This window comes from Blautia sp. NSJ-175 (assembly GCF_022867815.1).
In the GTDB taxonomy this organism is placed as follows: Bacteria; Bacillota; Clostridia; order Lachnospirales; family Lachnospiraceae; genus Blautia; species Blautia celeris.
This window is the reverse complement of record NZ_JALIFQ010000005.1, coordinates 34,517-54,806: the sequence shown is the minus strand read 5'-3', so window position 1 is coordinate 54,806 and position 20,290 is coordinate 34,517. Positions and strand designations below refer to the sequence as shown.

The 20,290-nt window shown below is 48.0% G+C and carries 22 protein-coding genes and 1 riboswitch; of the genes, 14 read left to right on the top strand and 8 right to left on the bottom strand.

Features of this window, described 5'->3' with window-relative positions:
- The first annotated feature begins 16 nt into the window (after positions 1-16).
- Both MUB35_RS09540 and MUB35_RS09535 read left to right on the top strand, forming a co-directional pair.
- Positions 17-451 (top strand): RrF2 family transcriptional regulator, encoded by a 435-nt coding sequence (locus MUB35_RS09540; protein ID WP_033140931.1) that lies wholly within the window; start codon positions 17-19, stop codon positions 449-451.
- Between the two features lie 189 nt (positions 452-640).
- On the top strand, positions 641-1,519 hold the full coding sequence (locus tag MUB35_RS09535) for a helix-turn-helix domain-containing protein (RefSeq protein ID WP_103731273.1): 879 nt from the start codon (positions 641-643) through the stop codon (positions 1,517-1,519).
- A 13-nt stretch (positions 1,520-1,532) separates the two neighbouring features.
- Here MUB35_RS09535 and MUB35_RS09530 read toward each other — a convergent pair whose 3' ends face one another.
- Positions 1,533-2,552: a WYL domain-containing protein gene (locus MUB35_RS09530; protein WP_227244513.1), complete on the bottom strand. Its 1,020-nt coding sequence runs from the start codon at positions 2,550-2,552 to the stop codon at positions 1,533-1,535.
- 12 nt (positions 2,553-2,564) lie between these two features.
- Positions 2,565-3,824 (bottom strand): WYL domain-containing protein, encoded by a 1,260-nt coding sequence (locus MUB35_RS09525; protein WP_148393753.1) that lies wholly within the window; start codon positions 3,822-3,824, stop codon positions 2,565-2,567.
- A 514-nt stretch (positions 3,825-4,338) separates the two neighbouring features.
- On the opposite strand from MUB35_RS09525, the gene MUB35_RS09520 reads away from it, so the two are divergent.
- The 4 genes from MUB35_RS09520 (at position 4,339) to MUB35_RS09505 (ending at position 6,711) form a co-directional block, all read left to right on the top strand.
- Complete coding sequence (locus tag MUB35_RS09520; protein WP_033140936.1) at positions 4,339-5,433, top strand: slipin family protein; 1,095 nt, start codon at positions 4,339-4,341, stop codon at positions 5,431-5,433.
- Positions 5,434-5,632: 199 nt separating this feature from the next.
- The gene (locus MUB35_RS09515) at positions 5,633-5,989 is read left to right on the top strand and encodes a DUF2089 domain-containing protein (protein WP_103731269.1); all 357 of its coding nucleotides are present in this window, start codon (positions 5,633-5,635) and stop codon (positions 5,987-5,989) included.
- A gap of 37 nt (positions 5,990-6,026) precedes the next feature.
- Complete coding sequence (locus MUB35_RS09510) at positions 6,027-6,431, top strand: SHOCT-like domain-containing protein (protein WP_033140938.1); 405 nt, start codon at positions 6,027-6,029, stop codon at positions 6,429-6,431.
- A gap of 16 nt (positions 6,432-6,447) precedes the next feature.
- A complete protein-coding gene (locus tag MUB35_RS09505) occupies positions 6,448-6,711 on the top strand; it encodes a hypothetical protein (RefSeq protein WP_033140939.1) in 264 nt (87 codons plus the stop codon).
- A 41-nt stretch (positions 6,712-6,752) separates the two neighbouring features.
- On the opposite strand, the gene MUB35_RS09500 is transcribed toward MUB35_RS09505, so the two are convergent.
- The gene (locus MUB35_RS09500) at positions 6,753-7,349 is read right to left on the bottom strand and encodes a cytidylate kinase-like family protein (protein ID WP_033140940.1); all 597 of its coding nucleotides are present in this window, start codon (positions 7,347-7,349) and stop codon (positions 6,753-6,755) included.
- A 678-nt stretch (positions 7,350-8,027) separates the two neighbouring features.
- Positions 8,028-8,198: riboswitch (Lysine riboswitch) on the top strand.
- Positions 8,199-8,334: 136 nt separating this feature from the next.
- On the opposite strand from MUB35_RS09500, the gene MUB35_RS09495 reads away from it, so the two are divergent.
- The gene (locus MUB35_RS09495) at positions 8,335-9,948 is read left to right on the top strand and encodes a Na+/H+ antiporter NhaC family protein (RefSeq protein ID WP_033140942.1); all 1,614 of its coding nucleotides are present in this window, start codon (positions 8,335-8,337) and stop codon (positions 9,946-9,948) included.
- A 265-nt stretch (positions 9,949-10,213) separates the two neighbouring features.
- Complete coding sequence (gene gnpA / locus MUB35_RS09490; RefSeq protein ID WP_033140943.1) at positions 10,214-12,382, top strand: 1,3-beta-galactosyl-N-acetylhexosamine phosphorylase; 2,169 nt, start codon at positions 10,214-10,216, stop codon at positions 12,380-12,382.
- A gap of 185 nt (positions 12,383-12,567) precedes the next feature.
- On the opposite strand, the gene MUB35_RS09485 is transcribed toward gnpA, so the two are convergent.
- Positions 12,568-13,599 carry an ABC transporter substrate-binding protein gene (locus tag MUB35_RS09485; protein ID WP_244806101.1) on the bottom strand — a complete coding sequence of 344 codons (1,032 nt, stop codon included), beginning with the start codon at positions 13,597-13,599 and terminating at the stop codon, positions 12,568-12,570.
- 183 nt (positions 13,600-13,782) lie between these two features.
- Between MUB35_RS09485 and MUB35_RS09480 the strand changes: the two genes are divergently transcribed.
- Positions 13,783-14,652 (top strand): helix-turn-helix domain-containing protein, encoded by an 870-nt coding sequence (locus tag MUB35_RS09480; RefSeq protein WP_033140984.1) that lies wholly within the window; start codon positions 13,783-13,785, stop codon positions 14,650-14,652.
- A 52-nt stretch (positions 14,653-14,704) separates the two neighbouring features.
- Here MUB35_RS09480 and MUB35_RS09475 read toward each other — a convergent pair whose 3' ends face one another.
- Complete coding sequence (locus MUB35_RS09475) at positions 14,705-15,043, bottom strand: helix-turn-helix domain-containing protein (RefSeq protein ID WP_033140945.1); 339 nt, start codon at positions 15,041-15,043, stop codon at positions 14,705-14,707.
- 162 nt (positions 15,044-15,205) lie between these two features.
- On the opposite strand from MUB35_RS09475, the gene MUB35_RS09470 reads away from it, so the two are divergent.
- On the top strand, positions 15,206-15,418 hold the full coding sequence (locus MUB35_RS09470; RefSeq protein ID WP_033140946.1) for a hypothetical protein: 213 nt from the start codon (positions 15,206-15,208) through the stop codon (positions 15,416-15,418).
- Between the two features lie 75 nt (positions 15,419-15,493).
- Here MUB35_RS09470 and MUB35_RS09465 read toward each other — a convergent pair whose 3' ends face one another.
- Complete coding sequence (locus tag MUB35_RS09465) at positions 15,494-15,754, bottom strand: hypothetical protein (protein ID WP_033140947.1); 261 nt, start codon at positions 15,752-15,754, stop codon at positions 15,494-15,496.
- 101 nt (positions 15,755-15,855) lie between these two features.
- Complete coding sequence (locus tag MUB35_RS09460) at positions 15,856-16,341, bottom strand: DUF6512 family protein (protein WP_244806100.1); 486 nt, start codon at positions 16,339-16,341, stop codon at positions 15,856-15,858.
- A gap of 169 nt (positions 16,342-16,510) precedes the next feature.
- Here MUB35_RS09460 and proC point away from each other — a divergent pair, with 169 nt between their 5' ends.
- Both proC and MUB35_RS09450 read left to right on the top strand, forming a co-directional pair.
- Positions 16,511-17,305 carry a pyrroline-5-carboxylate reductase gene (gene proC / locus MUB35_RS09455; RefSeq protein WP_033140949.1) on the top strand — a complete coding sequence of 265 codons (795 nt, stop codon included), beginning with the start codon at positions 16,511-16,513 and terminating at the stop codon, positions 17,303-17,305.
- A gap of 126 nt (positions 17,306-17,431) precedes the next feature.
- Entirely contained in the window at positions 17,432-17,641 is a 210-nt protein-coding gene (locus MUB35_RS09450; protein WP_033140950.1) for a hypothetical protein, read from the top strand.
- Positions 17,642-17,663: 22 nt separating this feature from the next.
- On the opposite strand, the gene MUB35_RS09445 is transcribed toward MUB35_RS09450, so the two are convergent.
- Entirely contained in the window at positions 17,664-18,122 is a 459-nt protein-coding gene (locus tag MUB35_RS09445) for a CYTH domain-containing protein (RefSeq protein ID WP_033140951.1), read from the bottom strand.
- Positions 18,123-18,278: 156 nt separating this feature from the next.
- Between MUB35_RS09445 and MUB35_RS09440 the strand changes: the two genes are divergently transcribed.
- Complete coding sequence (locus MUB35_RS09440) at positions 18,279-18,824, top strand: DJ-1 family glyoxalase III (protein WP_033140952.1); 546 nt, start codon at positions 18,279-18,281, stop codon at positions 18,822-18,824.
- 141 nt (positions 18,825-18,965) lie between these two features.
- Positions 18,966-20,276 (top strand): trigger factor, encoded by a 1,311-nt coding sequence (gene tig, locus MUB35_RS09435; protein WP_033140953.1) that lies wholly within the window; start codon positions 18,966-18,968, stop codon positions 20,274-20,276.
- The last annotated feature ends 14 nt before the right edge of the window (positions 20,277-20,290 follow it).

Here is a 20,290-nt window from a genome sequence, read left to right as displayed (position 1 = left end):
AAATCTGGAGGTAACCATGAAAATATCAACAAAAGGACGTTACGCACTGCGTATGATGCTGGACATAGCCATACACGATGAGGGCGGCCCGGTGAGGGTAAAAGAAATAGCATCAAGGCAGGAAATCTCCACAAAATATCTGGAGCAGATCGTGTCCATCCTGGCCAGGGCCGGCTATGTGAAAAGCATCCGGGGTCCCCAGGGCGGCTACCGTCTTGTGAAAAAGCCGGAGGAATATACCGTGGGTTCTATTCTCCGCCTGACAGAAGGCAGCTTGGCCCCTGTGGAGTGTCTGGAAGGAGATACGAACCAGTGCCCCAGGGCAGAAGCCTGCCCCACCCTGGTCCTATGGCAGGAGCTTGACAATGCCATCAAAAGTGTAGTGGACAAATACACCCTGGCGGATCTGGTGGAATGGCAGAAACAATGTTCCCTGAATTACGTGATTTAAAAGATACCATGAGACAACCAAGACCCGCAGCTGCCCGCAGATGTCCTGACAATTCGGCCGGCAGTGCAGGCAGGCGGCAATGTAAATGCGGGAATCCTCACACAGGATTCCCTTTTATATTTGGCAAAAATAGTCGAGAACAGTCCGGGGAAAATCTGATAGGATGGCAGTAGACAGGAGGTGACAGAAATGACAGAGCAGATACTTGCTGTTCAGCGCATGCAGGATTACATTGAACAGCATTTGAGTGAAAATATTACGCTGGCAAAGCTTTCGGAAGTATCTCTTTACTCCCCGTGGTATTCCTACCGGCTATTTAAGGAGCACACCAATCTCACCCCGGCAGATTACATCCGCCGCATGCGTCTGTCCAGATCCGCCCTGCGCCTGCGGGATGAGAAATGCAGGATCCTGGATGTGGCGCTGGACATGGGGTTTGGAAGTGTGGATGGTTATCAGCGGGCTTTTTTCCGGGAATTCGGCTGCAATCCCAGAGAGTACGCGGCAAGCCCCGGGCCTCTGCTTCTGTTCATCCCCTATGGTGTAAAATACAGAAATCTGCGGAAGGAGCCAGAGGAAATGGAAAACGTAAAAAGTGTGTTTGTTCAGATGACGGAGAGACCGTCCAGAAAAGTTATTATAAAGAGAGGTGTGGACGCGGAGGAGTATTTTCAGTATTGCAGTGAAGTGGGATGCGATGTCTGGGGAATCCTCTCCAGCATAAAATCCATAAGCGGCGAACCGGTATGCCTCTGGCTTCCGGATTCCCTCCGCACGCCGGGCACATCCAAATATGTGCAGGGCGTGGAGGTGGCGGCAGACTATCAGGAACCGGTGCCGGAGGGCTTTGCGTGTATTGAACTTCCCGCGGCAAAATACCTGATGTTTCGCGGGGAACCCTTTGCGGAGGAAAATTACTGCCAGGCGATCACAGAAGTGCAGCAGGCGATCGAAAAATATGATCCCGCTGTCATCGGCTGCTGCTGGGATACGGAGAATCCGCGCATACAGTTGGAACCTGTGGGCCGCAGAGGGTATATTGAGCTGCTGCCGGTGAAGGAAATCTAGAGCACCGACACGTTCATTCCGGCAGATTTCGGGAAGCATGTGTTTGGCTGTTCAGCATTTCATACTGGCGCCTCACTCTCTGCTTCACCTGGGAGAGAAAAGAGGCGGGACCAAGCACCTTTATGACAGGCCCGAAGGACAGCACATCTATGAGCAGTTCCGTCTCATCGGCCAGGTCATAATAAATGCTGCAGTAATAGACATCACGCTCCTCATCATATTCCGTGTGCTTTTCATAGTTGGCAAAATGAAGCATACAGCGCTCCAGAGAATTTCGTTCTTTGCTGATTTCCAGAAGAACGGGTTCTCTGGATTTTTGTATGGGAAAAAAGCGCAGCGCCGGAGCCTTTTTGGGTACTTTAACGGATGTGAGGCTGCAGCCGGCTATTTTGTTCATGTTTAATGTTGTATTGAGGGAAAAGCGTCCCCCTGTCTTTTTCAGACAGCAGAGGCGGAATTTATCATCTTTTTCCGAGTATTGAAGCTGATAGGGCGCAGCTTCAAACCGGGAGACCGCGCCCTGTCTGCCGCAGTAAGAGATCCGCAGGACCAGACCCTGTTCCAAAGCTTCCAAAACTGTGCGGAAATGCTTTTGGTAGGTTTTCGAGCTGTAAGTATCCCCGTCCAGACAGCGGTCAAAATAGTGGAAATCCGCCTGCCCAAAAAGCGGCTCCACGTCCCGCAGGGAATGTGCTGCTTCTTTTTGCTCCTCCGGGGTGAGAAAACAGGATATTCTTCTGTCAGCGAGAAGGGCTTTCAGCCAGGAGCGCTGCAAAAGGGTAAGGGGAAGCCTGCCGGGAACGGTTTTCGGGGCAAAGGTTTTTCCATCCTCGGTGCGCAGCAGGTCCCATTCTCTGTTTAACAGCTTCGGGACAATGGTGAGGGCGCTCTCCCCGTATCCGTAAGCAGCAGCGATCGTCTCCATATCCTTTCTGGTGATAGGATGGCTTTTGGCCTCCTCCAGAATCTTTTGGACAACTCTGTAATAACAACTGTAAACTTTATCAAAGATATCAAAACGCATTTCACCCATTATAAACTCCTGTCATACTTCACTTTCTTTGGGAGCGCAGTACATTTCATACATGCGCGCCCAGTCATCGGTGACTTTGCGGACGGAGGCGGGGGCGCTGCCCCGGATGTCCAGCACCCTGCCGGTAAAGGTCTTTACCCATGACAGCATCTCATTGGTATCATAAAAATATCCGCTGTACAGATATCTGTTTCTTCCGATTTTCTTAATCTGGCCGCCCCGCCCTTCCCTGGACAGCCGGTCCAGCACATAAGACTCTTTTGGCTCATGGATATACAATTCCATATGGAGCTCCTCCATGCGGCTGCGGCCTCCGAAAGAGACGCCGAAACAGCGGGGCATGTTTTTCTCCAGTTTTTTCTGCAGGTCCCTATATTGCGGAAAAGGCTCCAGAAGCTTTATATCTGTCAGGCTGTCAAGGCGGACATTTTGAAAACGGTGCCTTGCTGTGAGATACAGGCACAGGTAACGTCGTCCGGTGCGTGTACTTACAAATATTTTCAGGGGAACGCCCCAAAAAGTGACGGAGGATCCATTTCGGTGGCTGTTGTTTTGAAAGGACACAGCTCTTTTTTCATGCATGGCAAGGAGCAGGTCCAGAAGGACTTCATCCTCCAGCGTATGTACGAGAAACTGGTGCTTATACTGGAAAAAGCAGTTTCGTTTTTCTTCCCTGTCAAGCAGAGTACTTCCCACAATGCCGAAAGGGGATACGCCCTGGTAAAAAGCAGCGGCCCGGATCATATGATTCCAAAGTCCTTTGTGGGAAGGGGACTCCATGGGCAGCGGCGGGGCGATAAAATAGCGCAGCTCCCTGCCTTCCTTCCGGGATGTGAAGATACCCAGTCTTTCATATTCTTTCAGCTTCAGACGGACGGTCTGGCTGTCAAAGACAACCTGAAAGACAAGGGAAATCTGTTCCGCGGCTTCACTGCTGGTAAGTCCATTTGGGCTGTCCTTTATAAGAGCAGGCAGGAAAAAGTGCAGCATAATATCATTATCTGTAAAGCTTTTGGATTTCCAGGCAGCGTACAGGGGATTTTCCGGTATGGTTTTGCTGTCCACATTGATATATATTTTCTTGCCCTTGGCGGTATATTCCGACCTGGTGTAACCGGTCAGAAAACTTTCTATGCGCCTTCTCTCGTTGTCATACGTGCGGGCACTCTTTCCTTTATAATCCCCGCGGACCTTAAAACCATACACGAAAAACTGCCGCATATAGTCCCGGATCCTCTCAAAATTCTTTATCAGCTCCTGATATTCCGACATGGCACACCTCCTGTGTATCTCTCTATTCTACTATCTGCAGTCTGCAAAATCAACTTCGCATCTTTTTTTAAATGATTCTTCCAGAAATTCCCGGTATGATAACGGTGTATCAGAGATACAAAAACTTCCTGCTTTCCATCAGCACAAGGTTTTCCGAAAAAAGGAGCCTTTGCGGTGCCGCCGCCGTAGCGGAAGAGGTATGCCGGATACCGGGAAGAACTGATTTGCCGCGGGTTCGATTCCCGCCATGATGACACATGTAGCTAAGCTGGTATAGCAATCACACGAAAAAACCATGAAATGAGAAAAGAAAAAGTCCCGGCTTTGGCCGTCCGCGGCAGTCCAAAAGCGGCCTGAACTTTTCCGGATACCGTTTTTCGGAACCTGCAGCCAGACGCAGGGGTCTTGTGCGGCCTGCCTGTACGGGAAGAAAAACTGAAGGAAGAGTCCGCTGCCATAGGATGAAGCGGGACATTTTCTTTTCGGAATCCAAAAAAGAAAAGAGGCAGAAGAGATGAAATATTTGATCAAAGAACAGCAATGCGGATATCTGATGAAAAACGGAAAGTTTATAAAACTGCTCACAGCGGGAAAATACCGCTATCCGAGGGCTTTGGGATATGAGGTACTGACTGTTGACATGACAGGGGAAGTAGATTGCTGCGGCATTCCCTGTGAGGTCTTGATGCAGCATGAAGCATTTTCAAGCCGCGTGGTGAAAATACAGCTTCCGGACACCAGCATAGCCCTTCACTTTGTGAACCAGGCATATCAGGATGTGGTGGTGAGACCGGAAACTTACTACTGGAATGTTTTCCAGGAGAACACTTTTCGGATCCTTGATATCACCAATCCCTACATGCAGGAAAGCCTGCCGAGAATGTACATAGACCTGCTTCCGGTAAAATATTACAGGAAGATAGTGATAAGAGATGGGGAGGCCGGACTTCTCTACTTTGACAACCGGTTTGAAAGGAAGCTGGAACAGGGCACATACTTTTTCTGGAATTACGGAAAAGAAGTGACCTGCAGGGTATACGATCTCAAGATTCAGCAGTTGGAAATCAGCGGTCAGGAAATCCTCACGGCAGACAAGGTGTCCGTGCGCCTGAATGTGACAGTCAATTACCGGATCACAGACCCGGAACGGCTGGTGAATCGGATGGATGAGGTGGGAAAGCTTCTGTATACATTTGCCCAGCTTACCATAAGAGATTACATAGGACATTTCCGGCTCGATGAACTGCTGGCTCAGAAGGAAGAAATCGGGGAGTTTATCTTCAGAAAACTTCAGGAGGCGCAGGAGCAGTATTGCGTGGAAGTGCTGAGTGCGGGAATCAAGGATATCATTCTTCCCGGTGAGATACGCGACATTATGAATACGGTTCTGGTGGCGGAGAAGAAGGCCCAGGCCAATGTCATCATGAGAAGAGAGGAAGTGGCATCCACCAGAAGCCTTTTGAACACAGCACGGCTGATGGAGGAGAATACGACACTGTATAAGTTAAAGGAGATGGAGTATCTGGAGAAAATATGCGACAAGGTGGGAAATATCACCCTGGGCGGCGGGCGGAGCGTTCTGGAACAACTGGCGGAGCTGGTACATTAAAGTACCGGCTCCGTTTTTTTGTATAAGACAGAATGCAAAAAGAGGAGTGTAAGTTGATATTATGAAAGAATCAGTTTGAAGAAATTAATATATTGAATATAGATATTGAAATAATTAAGTGTATGATTGAAAATGTTGATATTTATATTGACATATACGAAAAAGAGGTTTATGATATAAAACATAAGGAGGAAAACAAATGTATAAAGTAATCAGCCAATGTCCTGTCTGCGGCGGCCGGCTCAAGGTGATCAAATTAAAATGTGACAAATGTGATACGGTCATCGAAAATGATTTCCGCCTGAACAAATTTGATTACCTGTCCGAGCAGGAACTTTTCTTCATTGAGACCTTCATCCGCTGCCGCGGCAACATCAAAGAAGTGGAAAAAGAACTGAAAATCTCTTACCCCACCGTCCGTTCCCGTCTGGATGAGGTCATAGAGAAACTGGGCTACAAACCGGCGCCGGCGCCTGACAACAAAAAGAAGGAAATCCTGGACGCCCTGGAGCGGGGAGAGATCACACCGGAGGAAGCTCTGGAACAAATGAAATAAAAATTGAAATAAAATGAGAGAATAAAAGGAGAACGTTATGGAAGAACAGTTGAGAATCTTAAAAATGCTGGAAGAAGGAAAAATTACGGCAGAACAGGCGTCAGAATTTCTCACGGCCCTGACACCGCAGAAGGAGACGGAAGCCGCGTCCTATGAAGTGGCAGAGACGGAGCGGGTCAATCTGGAGTATGACAAGCGCATGGTGCGTATTGTAGTGGACAGCAGTGAAGGGGATAAAGTGAACGTGCAGCTCCCGGTAACAGCCATCCGCCAGATCTTAAAAGTGACGGGAAAGCTTCCTGCTGTCAGTGAGAGCCTGCAGGGGATCGAGCTTACGGAGATTCTGGATACCGTTGTGGACTGCTTAGATGCTGAGGCCATCGGCGATATCGTGAACGTGGAATCGAAAAACGGTGATATCGTAAAGGTTTACGTGGGATAAGCAAAGGGGAGAGAAGATGAGGATCATTATACGCTCTAAGGATGTACGCCTTTTTATACCGGTACCGTTAAGGTTTGGAGGAATCGCCATAGCCTGCATCCCGGAGCGTACAATCCGGGAAATGCAGAGTGCGCTGCCTGCTCTCTGCGGAAAAGAGGTGGACAAGAAATTCCTCCGCCGGGCGTACCGGGAATGCTATCATGCACTGCGGCAGTTCAAGGGCCTGGAAATCGTAAATGTCACAGGTAAGGACGGAACCTATGTTTCTGTCAGGCTTTGAAAAAAGGGACATCCTGGGATGTCCCTCAAAGCATTTCCTGTTTACATATCCCTGTAGACAGCTTCCAGCATATCCAGAATGTGTTTCTCGGAGAACTTGCTGCTGTCAATACAGAGGTCATAGTGAGTCATATCCAGCCACTTTGCGTCTGTAAAATATTCGTAGTAAGAACGTCTCCTTTTATCCATTTTCTTTACCAGGGAGCGGGCGCTGCGCTCCTCCCTGCCTATCCGTTCCATGATATTTTTTACCCTGCGCTCAAAGGGGGCGAAAATGAAAACGCTTTTGCATCTGCCCTCCAGAATCTGGTCCGCACAGCGTCCCGCGATGATACAGTCTCCTTTTTCTGCCAGGTCATGGATGATTTTAGATTGGGATTCAAAAAGCACGTCGTTCATCGGCTGAAAGTGGTACTGCGGTTCCATCTGCATAGCGTCTTTGATGGGCAGATGCCATTGGTTTGCTTTCTTCTCATCCACTTTTTTCAGTTCTTCCAGGGGAATATCATTTTCCTGGCTTGCCAGGGTAATGAGTTCTTTGTCGTAAAACGGAATATCGAGCCTCTCAGCCAGCGCTTTTCCGATAAGCCGTCCATTGCTTCCGTACATCCGGTTGATCGTTATAATACGGTTCGCCATATCCATCCCTCCTATATGAAACTTTGATGCTGTCGGGTGTCATTAATTCTTTATTCTTACAGTCATTATAACATGTTTTCTGAAAGCATTCTATATATATGGGAAATTAATCGCAATAGTTCAGAATCCGTCAGCCCGGCAGAGGCAGCCGGTGTGATATGGAGCAGAATGCACCATATCTGTGTATCACGAAGCGTTTTGCTGGGCACGCAGTGATTTGATTTACATATAGATTCCAAGAGCTTTTTATGAATTATCTGTAAAAAGAGGAGAATCAGCAAGCAAATTCCATAAGATTACATACGAAAGCTCCAGATTTTTTCAGTATTATCTGTAAAACAAGAGGATAATATGATGGGGCCTTTTAAAATTACATAATAAAATGAAAGGTCCCTTTTAAATTATATGTAAAGCGGGAAGAGACCGTAGTCAGACTCTTTAAAATTACATACAAAACCCCAAATATTCCTTTAAATTATCTGTAAAGCAGGGAAAAGCTGCGGCCACCCTATGTGCCTGTCTCGTGGGAGTCAGACGTAAAGGATCACCATTGGGAGTGAACCGTACCAATCCGGGGGAATGAGGAAGAAAAATGTCAAAAAATACTTGGATTTCTGAGAGAATAATGTTATGATAAAAAAGATATAAAAACGGTTTCTGACGAAGTGTCAGGAACGGCAGAATGATAGAGGTGCAGGTTTCAAGAGTATTTCCGCGAAAAAGGGCCGGGCGGCCGCCGGAGAGAAAGGGGAAACTGCCGAAGGGATGGATACCCGCCCGGGTGTCTGTTTCTGGGACGCCGCATAAGATGCGTCGTACTGTCACTGGAAGTGGAGCGCTATCATCTTGGACAGGAAAAGAGATTTTACTGCCATGAACGCGTTCCCGTAAGGGATTGCCGTTCATGGCTTTTTGTTATCCTAAATAATGGAAAGCACTGCAGTACAGGGCAGAAACCGGGAAAAGAAAGAGAGGATGTTTTCTAATGCGAAACAAGAGAAGAAGATGGGCCATGTGGGTGTCCGCGGCGCTTGTGGTGCTGCTGTGCGCAGTCACGGTATTTGCCGGGGAAGGCGAGACAGAGTATGTGCCGAAGATGTACGCCACCTTCTGGGCTTTGGTGCCGCCCATTGTGGCAATTGCGCTGGCACTGATCACCAAGGAGGTATACAGTTCCCTGTTTATCGGTATTTTAGTGGGTGCTGTATTTTACTCCAACTTTTCCTTTGAGGGAACTGTGACACAGATTTTCCAGGGAGGCATTATCAGCGTGCTTTCCGACAGTTACAATGTGGGTATCCTGGTATTCCTTGTGATACTGGGCGTTATGGTATGTCTCATGAACAACGCGGGAGGTTCTGCGGCTTTCGGACGCTGGGCAGGCGAACATATCAAAAGCCGTGTGGGCGCGCAGCTTGCCACGATCCTGCTGGGTGTGCTGATCTTTATTGATGACTATTTTAACTGCCTTACCGTGGGCAGCGTTATGCGTCCGGTCACGGACAAGCAGCAGGTTTCCAGGGCAAAGCTGGCTTACCTCATTGACGCCACAGCCGCTCCGGTCTGCATCATCGCTCCTATTTCCTCATGGGCTGCTGCAGTCAGCGGATTTGTGGAGGGAGAGGATGGTCTTTCCCTTTTTGTGCGGGCTATTCCCTATAACTTCTACGCCCTTCTTACCATTGTCATGATGGTGGGAATGGTACTGATGAAAGTGGAATTCGGCTCCATGGCAGTGCATGAGAAAAATGCAAAGAACGGTGATTTGTATACCACACCGGGCCGCCCTTATGCCAGCGCGGAGACAGAGAAGGAAAACACGAGAGGAAAAGTCATGGACCTTGTCATTCCTATCTTATGTCTTGTAATATGCTGTGTGATCGGTATGATCTATACGGGCGGTTTCTTTGAGGGAGCCGGCTTTGTGGAGGCATTTTCACAGAGCGATGCATCTGTAGGCCTTGCGCTGGGCAGTTTCTTCGGTCTGGTGATCACGGTGATCCTTTACATTGCGCGCCGGGTGCTCTCCTTCAGGGAGTGTATGGCATGTATCCCGGATGGTTTTAAAGCCATGGTTCCTGCTATCCTGATCCTGACCTTTGCGTGGACGCTGAAAGCCATGACAGACAGCTTAGGTGCGGCAGAGTATGTGGGGAATCTGGTGCAGTCCAGTGCCAACGGGTTTATGAACCTGCTTCCGGCCATCATCTTTTTAGTCGGATGCGGCCTGGCGTTTGCCACAGGAACCTCCTGGGGAACCTTTGGTATCCTGATCCCCATCGTGGTTTCCGTGTTCGCCAATTCCAATCCGCAGCTTATGATCATTTCCATTTCCGCCTGTATGGCAGGTGCTGTGTGCGGTGACCACTGTTCTCCCATATCCGACACCACCATCATGGCGTCCGCCGGAGCCCAGTGTGACCATGTGAACCATGTTTCCACACAGCTTCCCTACGCCATAACAGCGGCAGCAGTCAGCTTTGTATCCTACATCATCGCGGGATTTGTACAGACAGCATGGATTGCCCTTCCCATTGCGATCCTTCTCATGCTGATCGTACTGGTTGTAATAAAAGCCATAAACAGGCCGGTCTCCTAAAGAGCAGGCGGAGACGAACAGACGTACAGGATTTTAATATCCGTACGTCTGTTTTTTTAGATAAATTCTGTATTTACCCCATCTTTATTGTTTGAATGAAACGTAAAAAAGCAATATATATAATATTATGAGCAAGAAGGCGATAGACTTATGACGAAATTTTGCGTATGCTATAGATAGTGAAACGAGAGTTCCCGGAGCGCGCGGCAGTGTTCTTACGGGGAGGAAAAAGTTGAAATTTTTTACCGGATGAAAGGAGATTCTTATGAGTGAAAAAGCAGAAATGAAGGGGCGTGTTACGATTCCCACAGATGTGGATGTGGTTCCGGAGACACTGGAGCTTGTAAAGCGGTGGGGCGCAGATGCCATCCGTGACTGTGACGGAACAGATTATCCGGCCCAGCTTCGGGATGTGGATGCAAAGGTTTACTCTACTTATTACACCACCAGGAAAGACAACACATGGGCAAAAGCCAACCCGGATGAGATTCAGCAGATGTACATCATGACACCTTTCTACAACGCGGCGGGAAATGAGCTCAGCATCCATCTGATGAATCATCTGTATCCGGATATGCTGAAAGTCAATTCCAGAGATGATATCACCCGCTGGTGGGAAGTGATTGACCGTACCACCGGTGAAGTGGTTCCGCCTGCACAGTGGGAGTACAGTGAGGAGACAGGGGACGTGACCATCCATGAGACGATCGCATTCCATGATTACACTGTGAGTTTTCTTGCCTATATCATGTGGGACCCGGTACATATGTATAACGCGGTGACCAATGACTGGAAAGACGTGGAAAAGCAGATCACCTTTGACGTACGTCAGCCGAAAACCCATAAATTCTCCATGGAGAGGCTGCGCAGATATATTGAGGACAATCCTCACATTGATGTGATCCGCTATACCACCTTTTTCCATCAGTTCACCCTGATCTTTGATGAGCTGGCAAGGGAAAAATATGTGGACTGGTACGGTTATTCCGCGTCTGTAAGCCCCTATATCCTGGAGCAGTTTGAGGCTGAGGCAGGCTATAAGTTCCGCCCGGAATACATCATTGACCAGGGCTATATGAACAATACATACCGCATTCCGTCAAAAGAATTCCGGGATTTCCAGAGATTCCAGAGGCGTGAGGTTGCCAAGCTTGCAAAAGAAATGGTGGATATCACACACGAGTGCGGCAAGGAAGCCATGATGTTTTTGGGCGACCACTGGATTGGTACCGAACCGTTTATGGAGGAGTTCAAATCCATCGGCCTGGATGCGGTAGTGGGAAGTGTGGGAAATGGTTCCACGCTGCGTCTGATCAGCGATATTGAGGGCGTGAACTATACAGAGGGACGTTTTCTTCCCTACTTCTTCCCGGATACCTTCCACGAGGGCGGCGACCCGGTGAAGGAGGCAAAGGTAAACTGGGTGACAGCCAGAAGAGCTATCCTTAGAAAGCCCATCGACCGGATCGGTTACGGCGGATACCTGAAGCTGGCTATGCAGTTCCCGGATTTCATCGACTATGTGGAGAGCGTCTGCCAGGAGTTCAGGACCCTGTACAACAACATAAAGGGAACCACACCTTACTGTGTAAAACGTGTGGCTGTACTGAACAGCTGGGGCAAAATGCGCGCCTGGGGCAACCATATGGTACACCATGCGATCTATTACAAACAGAATTATTCCTATGCAGGCATCATCGAGGCATTGAGCGGTGCCCCCTTTGATGTGAAATTTATCAGCTTTGACGATATCAGGGAGAATCCGGATATCCTGAAAGATATTGATGTTATTCTCAATGTGGGAGGCGCTTACACGGCATATTCCGGCGGGGAGAACTGGGCTGATGAGAAGATTCTGACAGCCGTGAAACGCTTTGTATACGAAGGCGGCGGATTCATCGGCGTGGGAGAACCTACAGCCTGCCAGCGGGAGGGACGTTACTTCCAGCTCTCCGGTGTCATGGGAGTGGAGAAAGAAAACGGATTCACCCTCAATGTGGACAAATACAACTGGGAAGAGCATGAGCACTTTATCACAGAGGACTGCAGAGGGGAAGTGGACTTCGGTGAGGGACAGAAGAGCATCTTCGCACTCCCGGAAACCACTATCATCAGGCAGGTGGATAAGGAAGTACAGCTTGCGGCCAATGATTTCGGAGAGGGCAGAAGTGTGTATATCAGCGGGCTGCCTTACAGCTTTGAGAACAGCAGGCTTCTCTACAGGGCGATCCTCTGGTCATCCCACGATGAGGAGAATCTGCACAGATGGTTCTCTGAGAACTACAATGTGGAAGTACACGCCTATGTAAAGAACGGAAAATACTGTGTAGTCAACAATACCTATGAACCGCAGGATACTGTGGTATATAAAGGGGACGGAAGCAGCTTTGCGCTGCATCTGGATGCCAATGAGATCATCTGGTACGAGATCTGATAAAAAAATAATGCGAAAAAGCGGCTGGGCTGTCAGTGAAGATGCTGACAGCACAGCCGCTTTTTACAGCAAGAAGTTCAAAGGATTTATATCACCTTTTACATGTATCAGATATAAAATGTGATATAATGATATAATATCAGATTAAAAACGGTATTGCAAGATGTTACGGGAAATTATCGGAATTACTTTGCAGCCGTCTCGGCATAATCCGTGATGACCAGATCCGAATAGGCAACTCTGGCTTTCAATTCCCCGGCGCTGTCCAGAATATCCTGCAGAAGTTCAAAGCTATCCTTTTCAAAAATCAGGTTATCCTTCCAGGTATCCTGGTCCTTGTAACGTTTTACAATGGTGGTGATGGTATCCAGGTCATTTTCCTTGAACTGGGGTTTGATGATCTTGGCGATTTCTTCCGCGGTGTGGGTATTCACATAGTCCATACCTTTTTGCAGGGCATTGACGAATCCCTGTACGATCTCCGGGTTCTTCTCCATAAAGCTTTTTTTGGCACTGTAAGCCGTATAGGGGACATAACCGGAATCCACGCCGTAGGAGGCGACCACATGACCGGCTCCTTCTTTTTCCAGGGCAGTGGCACTTGGTTCAAATTCCACAGTGAAGTCACCCTGTCCTCCGGAAAAAGCGGCAGCAGTGGAGCCGAAATCAATACTCTGGTCAATGTTCATATCCTTCTGTGGGTCAAGACCGTTCTGTTTCAGGATATATTCAAATACCATTTCCGGCATGCCGCCGGCGCGCCCGCCCAGAATATCCTTACCCTTTAAATCACTCCACTTGAAATCCGGCATCTCTTTTCTGGCTACCAGGAAATTTCCGGCACGCTGTGTAAGCTGTGCAAAGTTGACGACTGCGTCATTAGCACCTTCCTGGTAGGCATACACGGATGCCTCCGCGCCCATAAAGCCGATGTCTGCGTCACCGGAGAGGACAGCAGTCATGGTTTTGTCAGCGCCGAAACCTGTCACGCACTCTAACCGGATACCTTCCTTTGTAAAGTATCCCTCCTCAATGGCCACATACTGCGGCGCATAGAAGATGGAATGGGCAACTTCATTCAGTTTCACATCCACCAGTTCTTTTTCCGTGCCGGAATCTTTGGAATCTTTCCCACTCTTTGCTGACTTCTGGCAGCCTGTAAGACACATGGAAGCGCAGAGTGTGACTGCGAGTAAAACGGATAAAATCTTTTTCATAGTTCCCTCCTGTTATTTGGTGCAATAAAATATTCCCAAAGGCCGCAGGGTGCTCCGGGACATATAATAAGGTATGAAAAAGGCTTGCCAGAAGTTCCGGGACCGGTGTTAAAAAACAGGCTTGTTCCCAAAGCAGAAAAATTTTATAATGGAGTTACAAAGAGAAAACGGGAGGAACCCTATATGAGCAACCAGCGATATTCCATGGAGCCGCCTCCTCTGTCACTGCCTGTTCAGCTTTTGTATGTGACCTGCGCCAGGTCTGACAAAGACTGGCACAGTATGGAGCATTCCCATTATTTTGCAGAGCTTTTCTTCATCACAAAGGGGGAGGGGAGCTTTATCATAGACAATAAGAGAGTCCCTGTGCGGGAAAATGATCTGGTTTTAGTAAACCCGGGTGTCTCCCACACGGAACTGGGAAATAAAAAAAGCCCCTGGGAATACATTGCCCTGGGCATAGAGGGGCTGCAGTTCCATTCCGGGGAGGAGAGCGGACCCTATGACTACAGTGTCCATTACCTGGGACAGCGCCACAGGCAGATTTCAGACTGCCTGGCGCAGATGGTTGCGGAGGCGCGTCTGGAAGAACCGGACAGCGGGGTGATCTGCCAGAAGCTTCTGGAGCTGCTCCTTCTGTATATTACCAGGCATACCCGCCAGAACCTTCTGGCAGCGCCGCCCAAGAAAGCCACCAGAGAATGCCGTTTTGTGGAGCAGTATATCAATGAACACTACTTTGAGGAGATCACCCTGGAATCCCTGAGCCTTCTGGCCCATATCAATAAATACTATCTGGTCCATGCGTTTAAGGCCTATAAGGGAATCTCTCCCATCAGCTATCTGACACAGAAACGGCTGTCAGAGGCCATGCATCTTCTGGAGACCACCAACTATCCGGTCACGAAAATATCAGGTATGGTCGGATACTCCTCCCAGTCTTACTTTTCCCAGGCATTCCGGAGAATGACTTCCATGTCGCCGAATCAGTACAGAAAGAGAAATGAAAAAAAGATGCTGGAAAGCAAACAGGAAACCGGCCGGCAGAATTAAAAAAGCCGTGGGCTGCAGCGTATCTTACTGCAGCCCACGGCTTTTCTGCGTCTTATTTTTGCAGACGTTTTGTCAATGTCCACAAGAGCTGGAGATCATCACGGTCCAGTTCCTGCATATCCTGGTACAGATTCTTGAATTGTTCAGGACAGACAATGCTCTCGTCAAAAAATTCTTTTGGTGTAACATTCAGATAATCACAGATATAGAAAAATACCGTCATGGAGGGAAGTCCTTTTTTATTTTCCAATCCGTTGATGTATCCCGGGTTCTGTCCAATGGAAAGACTCATGTCTCTTGCAGAGACCTTCTTCGCTGACCGAAGCTGCGTAAGACGGTCATAAAACAATTCTTCGTAGCTGTTTTCTTCAAAAGTATTCTCGCTGTACATATTTTTCACCACCTAATATATAACATTGTACATGATACTATGCCCCAAAATGTCGTTTTTAATGCGTAATCTGTCTTGAAATATCGTATTGTATCTGATATTATAAAAAGAAATATTAGATTCATTAAGATATTATTAAATTTACAGGGAGCGGGAGTGAAGATGACAAGAAATGAAAGAATACATGGACTGGGATACTGCAGGTCGTGCCTGAATGAGACATACGGACTGAAGCTGAAGCGGGAGGATGTGCTGGTATATGATTTTATGGGACAGTGTATGAAATGCGGAAAAACCCGCCATATTGTGCATAGAGTTAAGAAATATAAGACCTGGAAACTCATAGGTTCCCGTAAACTGGGAAAAGAGTGCTGAACAGCAAAAAAAGAGGGGACCGCACGCATGACAGCATCATGCGTGTGGTCCCCTTTTTCGGATCAGGGCCAGGGCTTAGAGCCTGGGAGTTTTTATTTCCCTGTTTTTCAGATATTCTTTTACGCCCTCCACATCACTGTAGGCAAAGTGGCGCAGTTCCTTTTCTGTCATCTGTCCCAGCTCTTCTAAGTCCGAGCTGCCGGTGACCGGACAGATGGGAAGAAGTTCCTCGGCGGTCAGGCCGAATTCCTCCATCTGCTGTGGAGATATGTACTGTGTCACTTCTATTTTATTGCAGGATTTGCAGTGGTACACAGAAAATACTTCATTGCTCATATCTTTTTCTCCTTTGTCAGAATAACAATATCATAATACAAGACAGGGAAAAAGTACAGGGGAGTTTTTACGGTACGGGAAAGTTCTCTGTGCCGTACCTTTTATTTTATCATAAAGAAGACGGAGACAGCCGTAAAGACAGCCAGTAAAAGATAGAGGACAGCATAAAGGATGCGGCACAGGGAATCCGATAACTTCGTTTTTCTGAGGGCATAGGCCAGCAGATAGGTGGTCAGGACGCTGAGAATAAATACCGTGATATCAGCCCACAGGTAATTCTTTTTTGTGAACAGCGTATACCCGTAAAAGAGCGCGGGCATGGCGGCCAGCCCGGCATACAGACCTGCCAGGTTTTTGCAGAACAGGTCAGGACAGCGGTAGGAGAGCAGGCGCCGTTCTGTAAGCATAAAGAGAAGTGCAGGGAAGAACAGCAGTTTGAGATGTTCCCACACACTCTCGTTTACCGGGCTGAACAGTCCGACCAGGAAAAAATCACCGGACCATCCGTAAAAAAAGTGGGCCAGGGAACCAAGGATCATAGTGAACAGGATACCGATCACGGTAAAGACTTTAAAAGATTGCTGCATAGGGAGACCTCCGGGGATTAACATGCATTATGTTTAAAATTATGCTGGGAATTGAAAAAATATATGTATGACACTTGAAAAAATAGAGGCAACGGAGGATAATGGGGAGGAAAAGTAAATACAAGGTAATGGTTCCGGCTGAGCTGTTACGAAACAAGGAGGATTACAGATGAAACTTGGATTTATCGGATGCGGCAATATGGCTTCTGCTATTATCGGCGGCATTTTGGAAAAAAAGATCGTAGACAGGGAAGATATCACAGCGTCCACAAAGTCAGAGGAATCTGCTGCAAAGATAAAAGAAAAACTGGGCATCGCCTGCAGTACGGACAACAGGGAGACAGCGAAGCATTCCGACATGGTGTTCCTGGCAGTAAAGCCGCAGTTTCTGGAGGACGTGATCGCGGAGATAAAAGATGTGCTTGGCAGTGACCAGGTGATCATCTCCATCGCTGCCGGCAAGACCATGAGCTGGCTGGAGGAACGCATAGGCGGGGACAGGAAGATCATCCGCACCATGCCAAATACACCGGCTCTGGTAGGCGAAGGAATCACAGGTGTCTGCAGGAATGCACTGGTGGAAGAAAAAGAGCTGGAGGAGGCCCTGGTGCTGCTCCGCTCCTTCGGAAGGGCAGAGGTAGTGACAGAACCCATGCTGGATGTGGTGGGAGCTGTCAGCGGAAGTTCCCCGGCCTTTGTTTTCATGTTCATTGAGGCCATGGCTGACGGCGCTGTTGCTGAGGGAATGCCGAGGAAAAAAGCCTATGAATTTGCGGCACAGGCCGTTCTGGGCAGTGCAAAAATGGTCCTTGAGACAGGGATGCATCCGGGCGAGCTCAAGGATATGGTGTGCTCACCGGCAGGTACCACTATTGAAGGGGTGGGCATTCTGGAGCAAAAGGGCATGCGCAGTGCTGTGATGGACTGCATCCGCGCCTGTGTAAAGAAGACCAGAGAACTGTAGAAACGGGCAATGTCTTGACGGGAATTAGCAATATTTCTCGTTGCAATAAATGCGAACTGCTGGTAGAATATAAGAAAAGGCAAAAAGCACCTGTGTGCTGCTTGGCCGAGACAGAAGGGGTTGCTTATGGACCATATTTTTGAAATCAGTGTATGGCTGCTGGACAGTGGCAATGCGTTTCTGCGTTTTTTGGGAAAACTGCTTTACAAGATTCCCAGGGCATATACTAAGAGTCTGGAGAAAACAAGAAAAGGGGAAGAGGCACTGGAGGAAGAGATTGAGAAACGCCGGGAAGATACCTGGCACAGAATCATGAAGAGCCTCGGTGAGGAGTGAATCAAAAGCGGACAGGCCGGCATCACTGCGGCCTGTCCGTTCCTGTTGAGAGGGTGCTGTTATGGTATTGTGATGAGAATGTGACATCTTCCCCAAACCAGTCCGGTGGTGTGAAGGAATTGGCTGACTCCACGTCCGGGAATTCCACCTCTGCCAGAAAAAGACCCTCATAAGGCGCCTGAAAGACATCCAGCTCAATGGTGAGTTCTCCCTCAAGGGGCAGCAGATATCTGATCTTGGACAGAACGATGCCGTCCGCCTTTTCCTTCAGATGATAATAGGACGTCTCATTCAGCGGCAGGTTATACTCCTCCCGCACCATATGGCCCTCTCCCTTATAGGTGAGGATATAGGTGGCGTCCTGTCTGCGTATGCGGACAACCGGGTTGGTGTTCAGATATGCCTGCTCGATTACGTGACAGGGATAGTTCTTCAAATCAGCGGGCAGCTCTTTAATAAGAAATTTTCTTTCGATTTCCATTTCTGTAAGGACCTCCTTTTTCTATATAAACAGGTATATCATATTTTTTATAAAAAAGAAACGGAAGTTTTAGAATTAACATGTGATCCTATGGTATAATAAACGGGTAGGCAGGATTTTATACGTGTTTTGAATTTATAATAGGGAGGTACTCATATGGCAAAAGTTTGTGTATTTACCGCAGATGGTTTTGAGGAAGTGGAAGGTCTGACTGTGGTGGACCTTTTAAGGAGAGCCGGCGAGGAAGTGCTCATGGTATCCATCTCCGACAATCTGAGTGTGACCGGTTCCCATGGAATTGAGATAAAAGCAGATGTTTTTTTTGAGGATGTGGACTACAGCACAGTGGACCTGCTGGTGCTGCCCGGAGGCATGCCGGGAACCAAACATCTGGGAGCGCATCAGGGACTTGCGGACCTGCTGAAAGAATTTGCCGCATCAGACCGGAAAGTGGCGGCAATCTGCGCAGCACCCAGTGTCCTGGGCGGTCTCGGGATTTTAAGGGAGAAGAAGGCGGCCTGCTATCCGGGATTTGAGGAGAAGCTGGAAGGCGCGCTGGTCTTTACCGATCCGGTGGTAAAAGACGGAAATATCACCACCAGCAGAGGCCTGGGAACAGCTATCCCCTTTGCGCTGGAGCTGATTTCACAGCTTGAGGGAGAAGTGAAGGCCCGCCAGATCAAAAAATCCATTGTTTCATAAAAAAAATGCTGGTATTTTTAAATTCCTTGTGCTATACTGTGATAATGACTGTAAGTATGATAAAGTGTCCGTTTTGGGCAGGAATGCATGAATACTCAAAATGCATGAATACATATAGAATTCAAGGAGGAATCATTTAAAATGAGCGTACAGGTAGAAAACTTAGAGAAGAACATGGCGAAGCTTACTATTGAGGCTTCCGCTGAAGATTTTGAAAAAGCAGTACAGGCTGCTTACCAGAAAAACAAAAATAAAATCACTATCCCGGGATTCCGTAAAGGAAAAGCTCCGCGTGTAATGATTGAAAAAATGTATGGAGCAGGTATCTTCTATGAAGATGCAGCAAATGCCCTGATCCAGTCTGAGTACCCTAAAGCAGCAGATGAGTGCGGTCTGGAGATCGTTTCCCAGCCGGAGATCGATGTGGTACAGATTGAAAAAGGCAAACCGTTTATCTTCACAGCAGAAGTAGCTGTAAAACCGGAAGTGACTCTGGGTGATTACAAAGGAGTAGAGGTTGAGGTTACAAAAGCGGAAGTGACAGAAGAAGAGATCGCAGGCGAGCTGAAGAAAGAGCAGGAGAACAACTCCAGAACCATCGACGTGGACGACAGAGCAGTGGAAAACGGCGATATGATCACGCTTGACTTCGAGGGATTCGTAGACGGAGAGGCATTTGAAGGCGGAAAAGGCACAGATTATCCTCTGACCATTGGTTCCAACTCTTTCATCCCCGGATTTGAAGAGCAGCTGGTAGGCGCTGTGATCGGTGAGGAAAAAGATGTCAATGTGACATTCCCGGAAGATTACCATGCAAATGACCTGGCCGGAAAAGCAGCAGTGTTCAAATGCAATGTAAAAGCCATCAAAGTGAAAGAACTTCCTGAACTGGATGACGAATTTGCAAAAGATGTCTCTGAGTTTGATACTCTGGAAGAATACAAGAAAGACATTGCGCAGAAACTGAAAGAGCGCAAAGAAGACGTTGCAAAACGTGAAAAAGAGGATAAAGTAGTTGACGCGATCATTGAGAACGCGCAGATGGATATTCCGGAAGCAATGATCCAGAACCAGATCCGTCAGTTAGTGGATGACTTCGTAAGAAGACTGCAGTCCCAGGGCTTATCCATTGACCAGTATTATCAGTTCACAGGTCTTGACAATGCCAAGATCCAGGAGCAGATGAGACCGCAGGCCCTGAAGAGAATCCAGAGCCGTCTGGTACTGGAGAAGGTTGCAGAGGTTGAGAACATCCAGGTTACTGATGAAAAAGTAGATGAAGAAATCGCAAAAATGGCTGAAATGTACAAGATGGAAGCCGACAAATTAAAAGAATTAATGGGCGACTACGAGAAAGAGCAGATGAAGAAAGACATCGCTGTTCAGGAAGCTGTTACCTTAGTAGCTGACGCTGCAAAAGTGACAGAGGTAGTGGAGAAGACAGAGGAATAACGAACAGAAAGTTC

What these genes read in the sequence shown, in the direction of transcription:
- MUB35_RS09540 (WP_033140931.1), top strand. Translation starts at nt 17, where the DNA reads ATGAAAATATCAACAAAAGGACGTTACGCACTGCGTATGATGCTGGAC.
- MUB35_RS09535 (WP_103731273.1), top strand. Translation starts at nt 641, where the DNA reads ATGACAGAGCAGATACTTGCTGTTCAGCGCATGCAGGATTACATTGAA.
- MUB35_RS09530 (WP_227244513.1), bottom strand. Translation starts at nt 2,552, where the DNA reads ATGGGTGAAATGCGTTTTGATATCTTTGATAAAGTTTACAGTTGTTAT.
- MUB35_RS09525 (WP_148393753.1), bottom strand. Translation starts at nt 3,824, where the DNA reads ATGTCGGAATATCAGGAGCTGATAAAGAATTTTGAGAGGATCCGGGAC.
- MUB35_RS09520 (WP_033140936.1), top strand. Translation starts at nt 4,339, where the DNA reads ATGAAATATTTGATCAAAGAACAGCAATGCGGATATCTGATGAAAAAC.
- MUB35_RS09515 (WP_103731269.1), top strand. Translation starts at nt 5,633, where the DNA reads ATGTATAAAGTAATCAGCCAATGTCCTGTCTGCGGCGGCCGGCTCAAG.
- MUB35_RS09510 (WP_033140938.1), top strand. Translation starts at nt 6,027, where the DNA reads ATGGAAGAACAGTTGAGAATCTTAAAAATGCTGGAAGAAGGAAAAATT.
- MUB35_RS09505 (WP_033140939.1), top strand. Translation starts at nt 6,448, where the DNA reads ATGAGGATCATTATACGCTCTAAGGATGTACGCCTTTTTATACCGGTA.
- MUB35_RS09500 (WP_033140940.1), bottom strand. Translation starts at nt 7,349, where the DNA reads ATGGCGAACCGTATTATAACGATCAACCGGATGTACGGAAGCAATGGA.
- MUB35_RS09495 (WP_033140942.1), top strand. Translation starts at nt 8,335, where the DNA reads ATGCGAAACAAGAGAAGAAGATGGGCCATGTGGGTGTCCGCGGCGCTT.
- gnpA (WP_033140943.1), top strand. Translation starts at nt 10,214, where the DNA reads ATGAGTGAAAAAGCAGAAATGAAGGGGCGTGTTACGATTCCCACAGAT.
- MUB35_RS09485 (WP_244806101.1), bottom strand. Translation starts at nt 13,599, where the DNA reads ATGAAAAAGATTTTATCCGTTTTACTCGCAGTCACACTCTGCGCTTCC.
- MUB35_RS09480 (WP_033140984.1), top strand. Translation starts at nt 13,783, where the DNA reads ATGAGCAACCAGCGATATTCCATGGAGCCGCCTCCTCTGTCACTGCCT.
- MUB35_RS09475 (WP_033140945.1), bottom strand. Translation starts at nt 15,043, where the DNA reads ATGTACAGCGAGAATACTTTTGAAGAAAACAGCTACGAAGAATTGTTT.
- MUB35_RS09470 (WP_033140946.1), top strand. Translation starts at nt 15,206, where the DNA reads ATGACAAGAAATGAAAGAATACATGGACTGGGATACTGCAGGTCGTGC.
- MUB35_RS09465 (WP_033140947.1), bottom strand. Translation starts at nt 15,754, where the DNA reads ATGAGCAATGAAGTATTTTCTGTGTACCACTGCAAATCCTGCAATAAA.
- MUB35_RS09460 (WP_244806100.1), bottom strand. Translation starts at nt 16,341, where the DNA reads ATGCAGCAATCTTTTAAAGTCTTTACCGTGATCGGTATCCTGTTCACT.
- proC (WP_033140949.1), top strand. Translation starts at nt 16,511, where the DNA reads ATGAAACTTGGATTTATCGGATGCGGCAATATGGCTTCTGCTATTATC.
- MUB35_RS09450 (WP_033140950.1), top strand. Translation starts at nt 17,432, where the DNA reads ATGGACCATATTTTTGAAATCAGTGTATGGCTGCTGGACAGTGGCAAT.
- MUB35_RS09445 (WP_033140951.1), bottom strand. Translation starts at nt 18,122, where the DNA reads ATGGAAATCGAAAGAAAATTTCTTATTAAAGAGCTGCCCGCTGATTTG.
- MUB35_RS09440 (WP_033140952.1), top strand. Translation starts at nt 18,279, where the DNA reads ATGGCAAAAGTTTGTGTATTTACCGCAGATGGTTTTGAGGAAGTGGAA.
- tig (WP_033140953.1), top strand. Translation starts at nt 18,966, where the DNA reads ATGAGCGTACAGGTAGAAAACTTAGAGAAGAACATGGCGAAGCTTACT.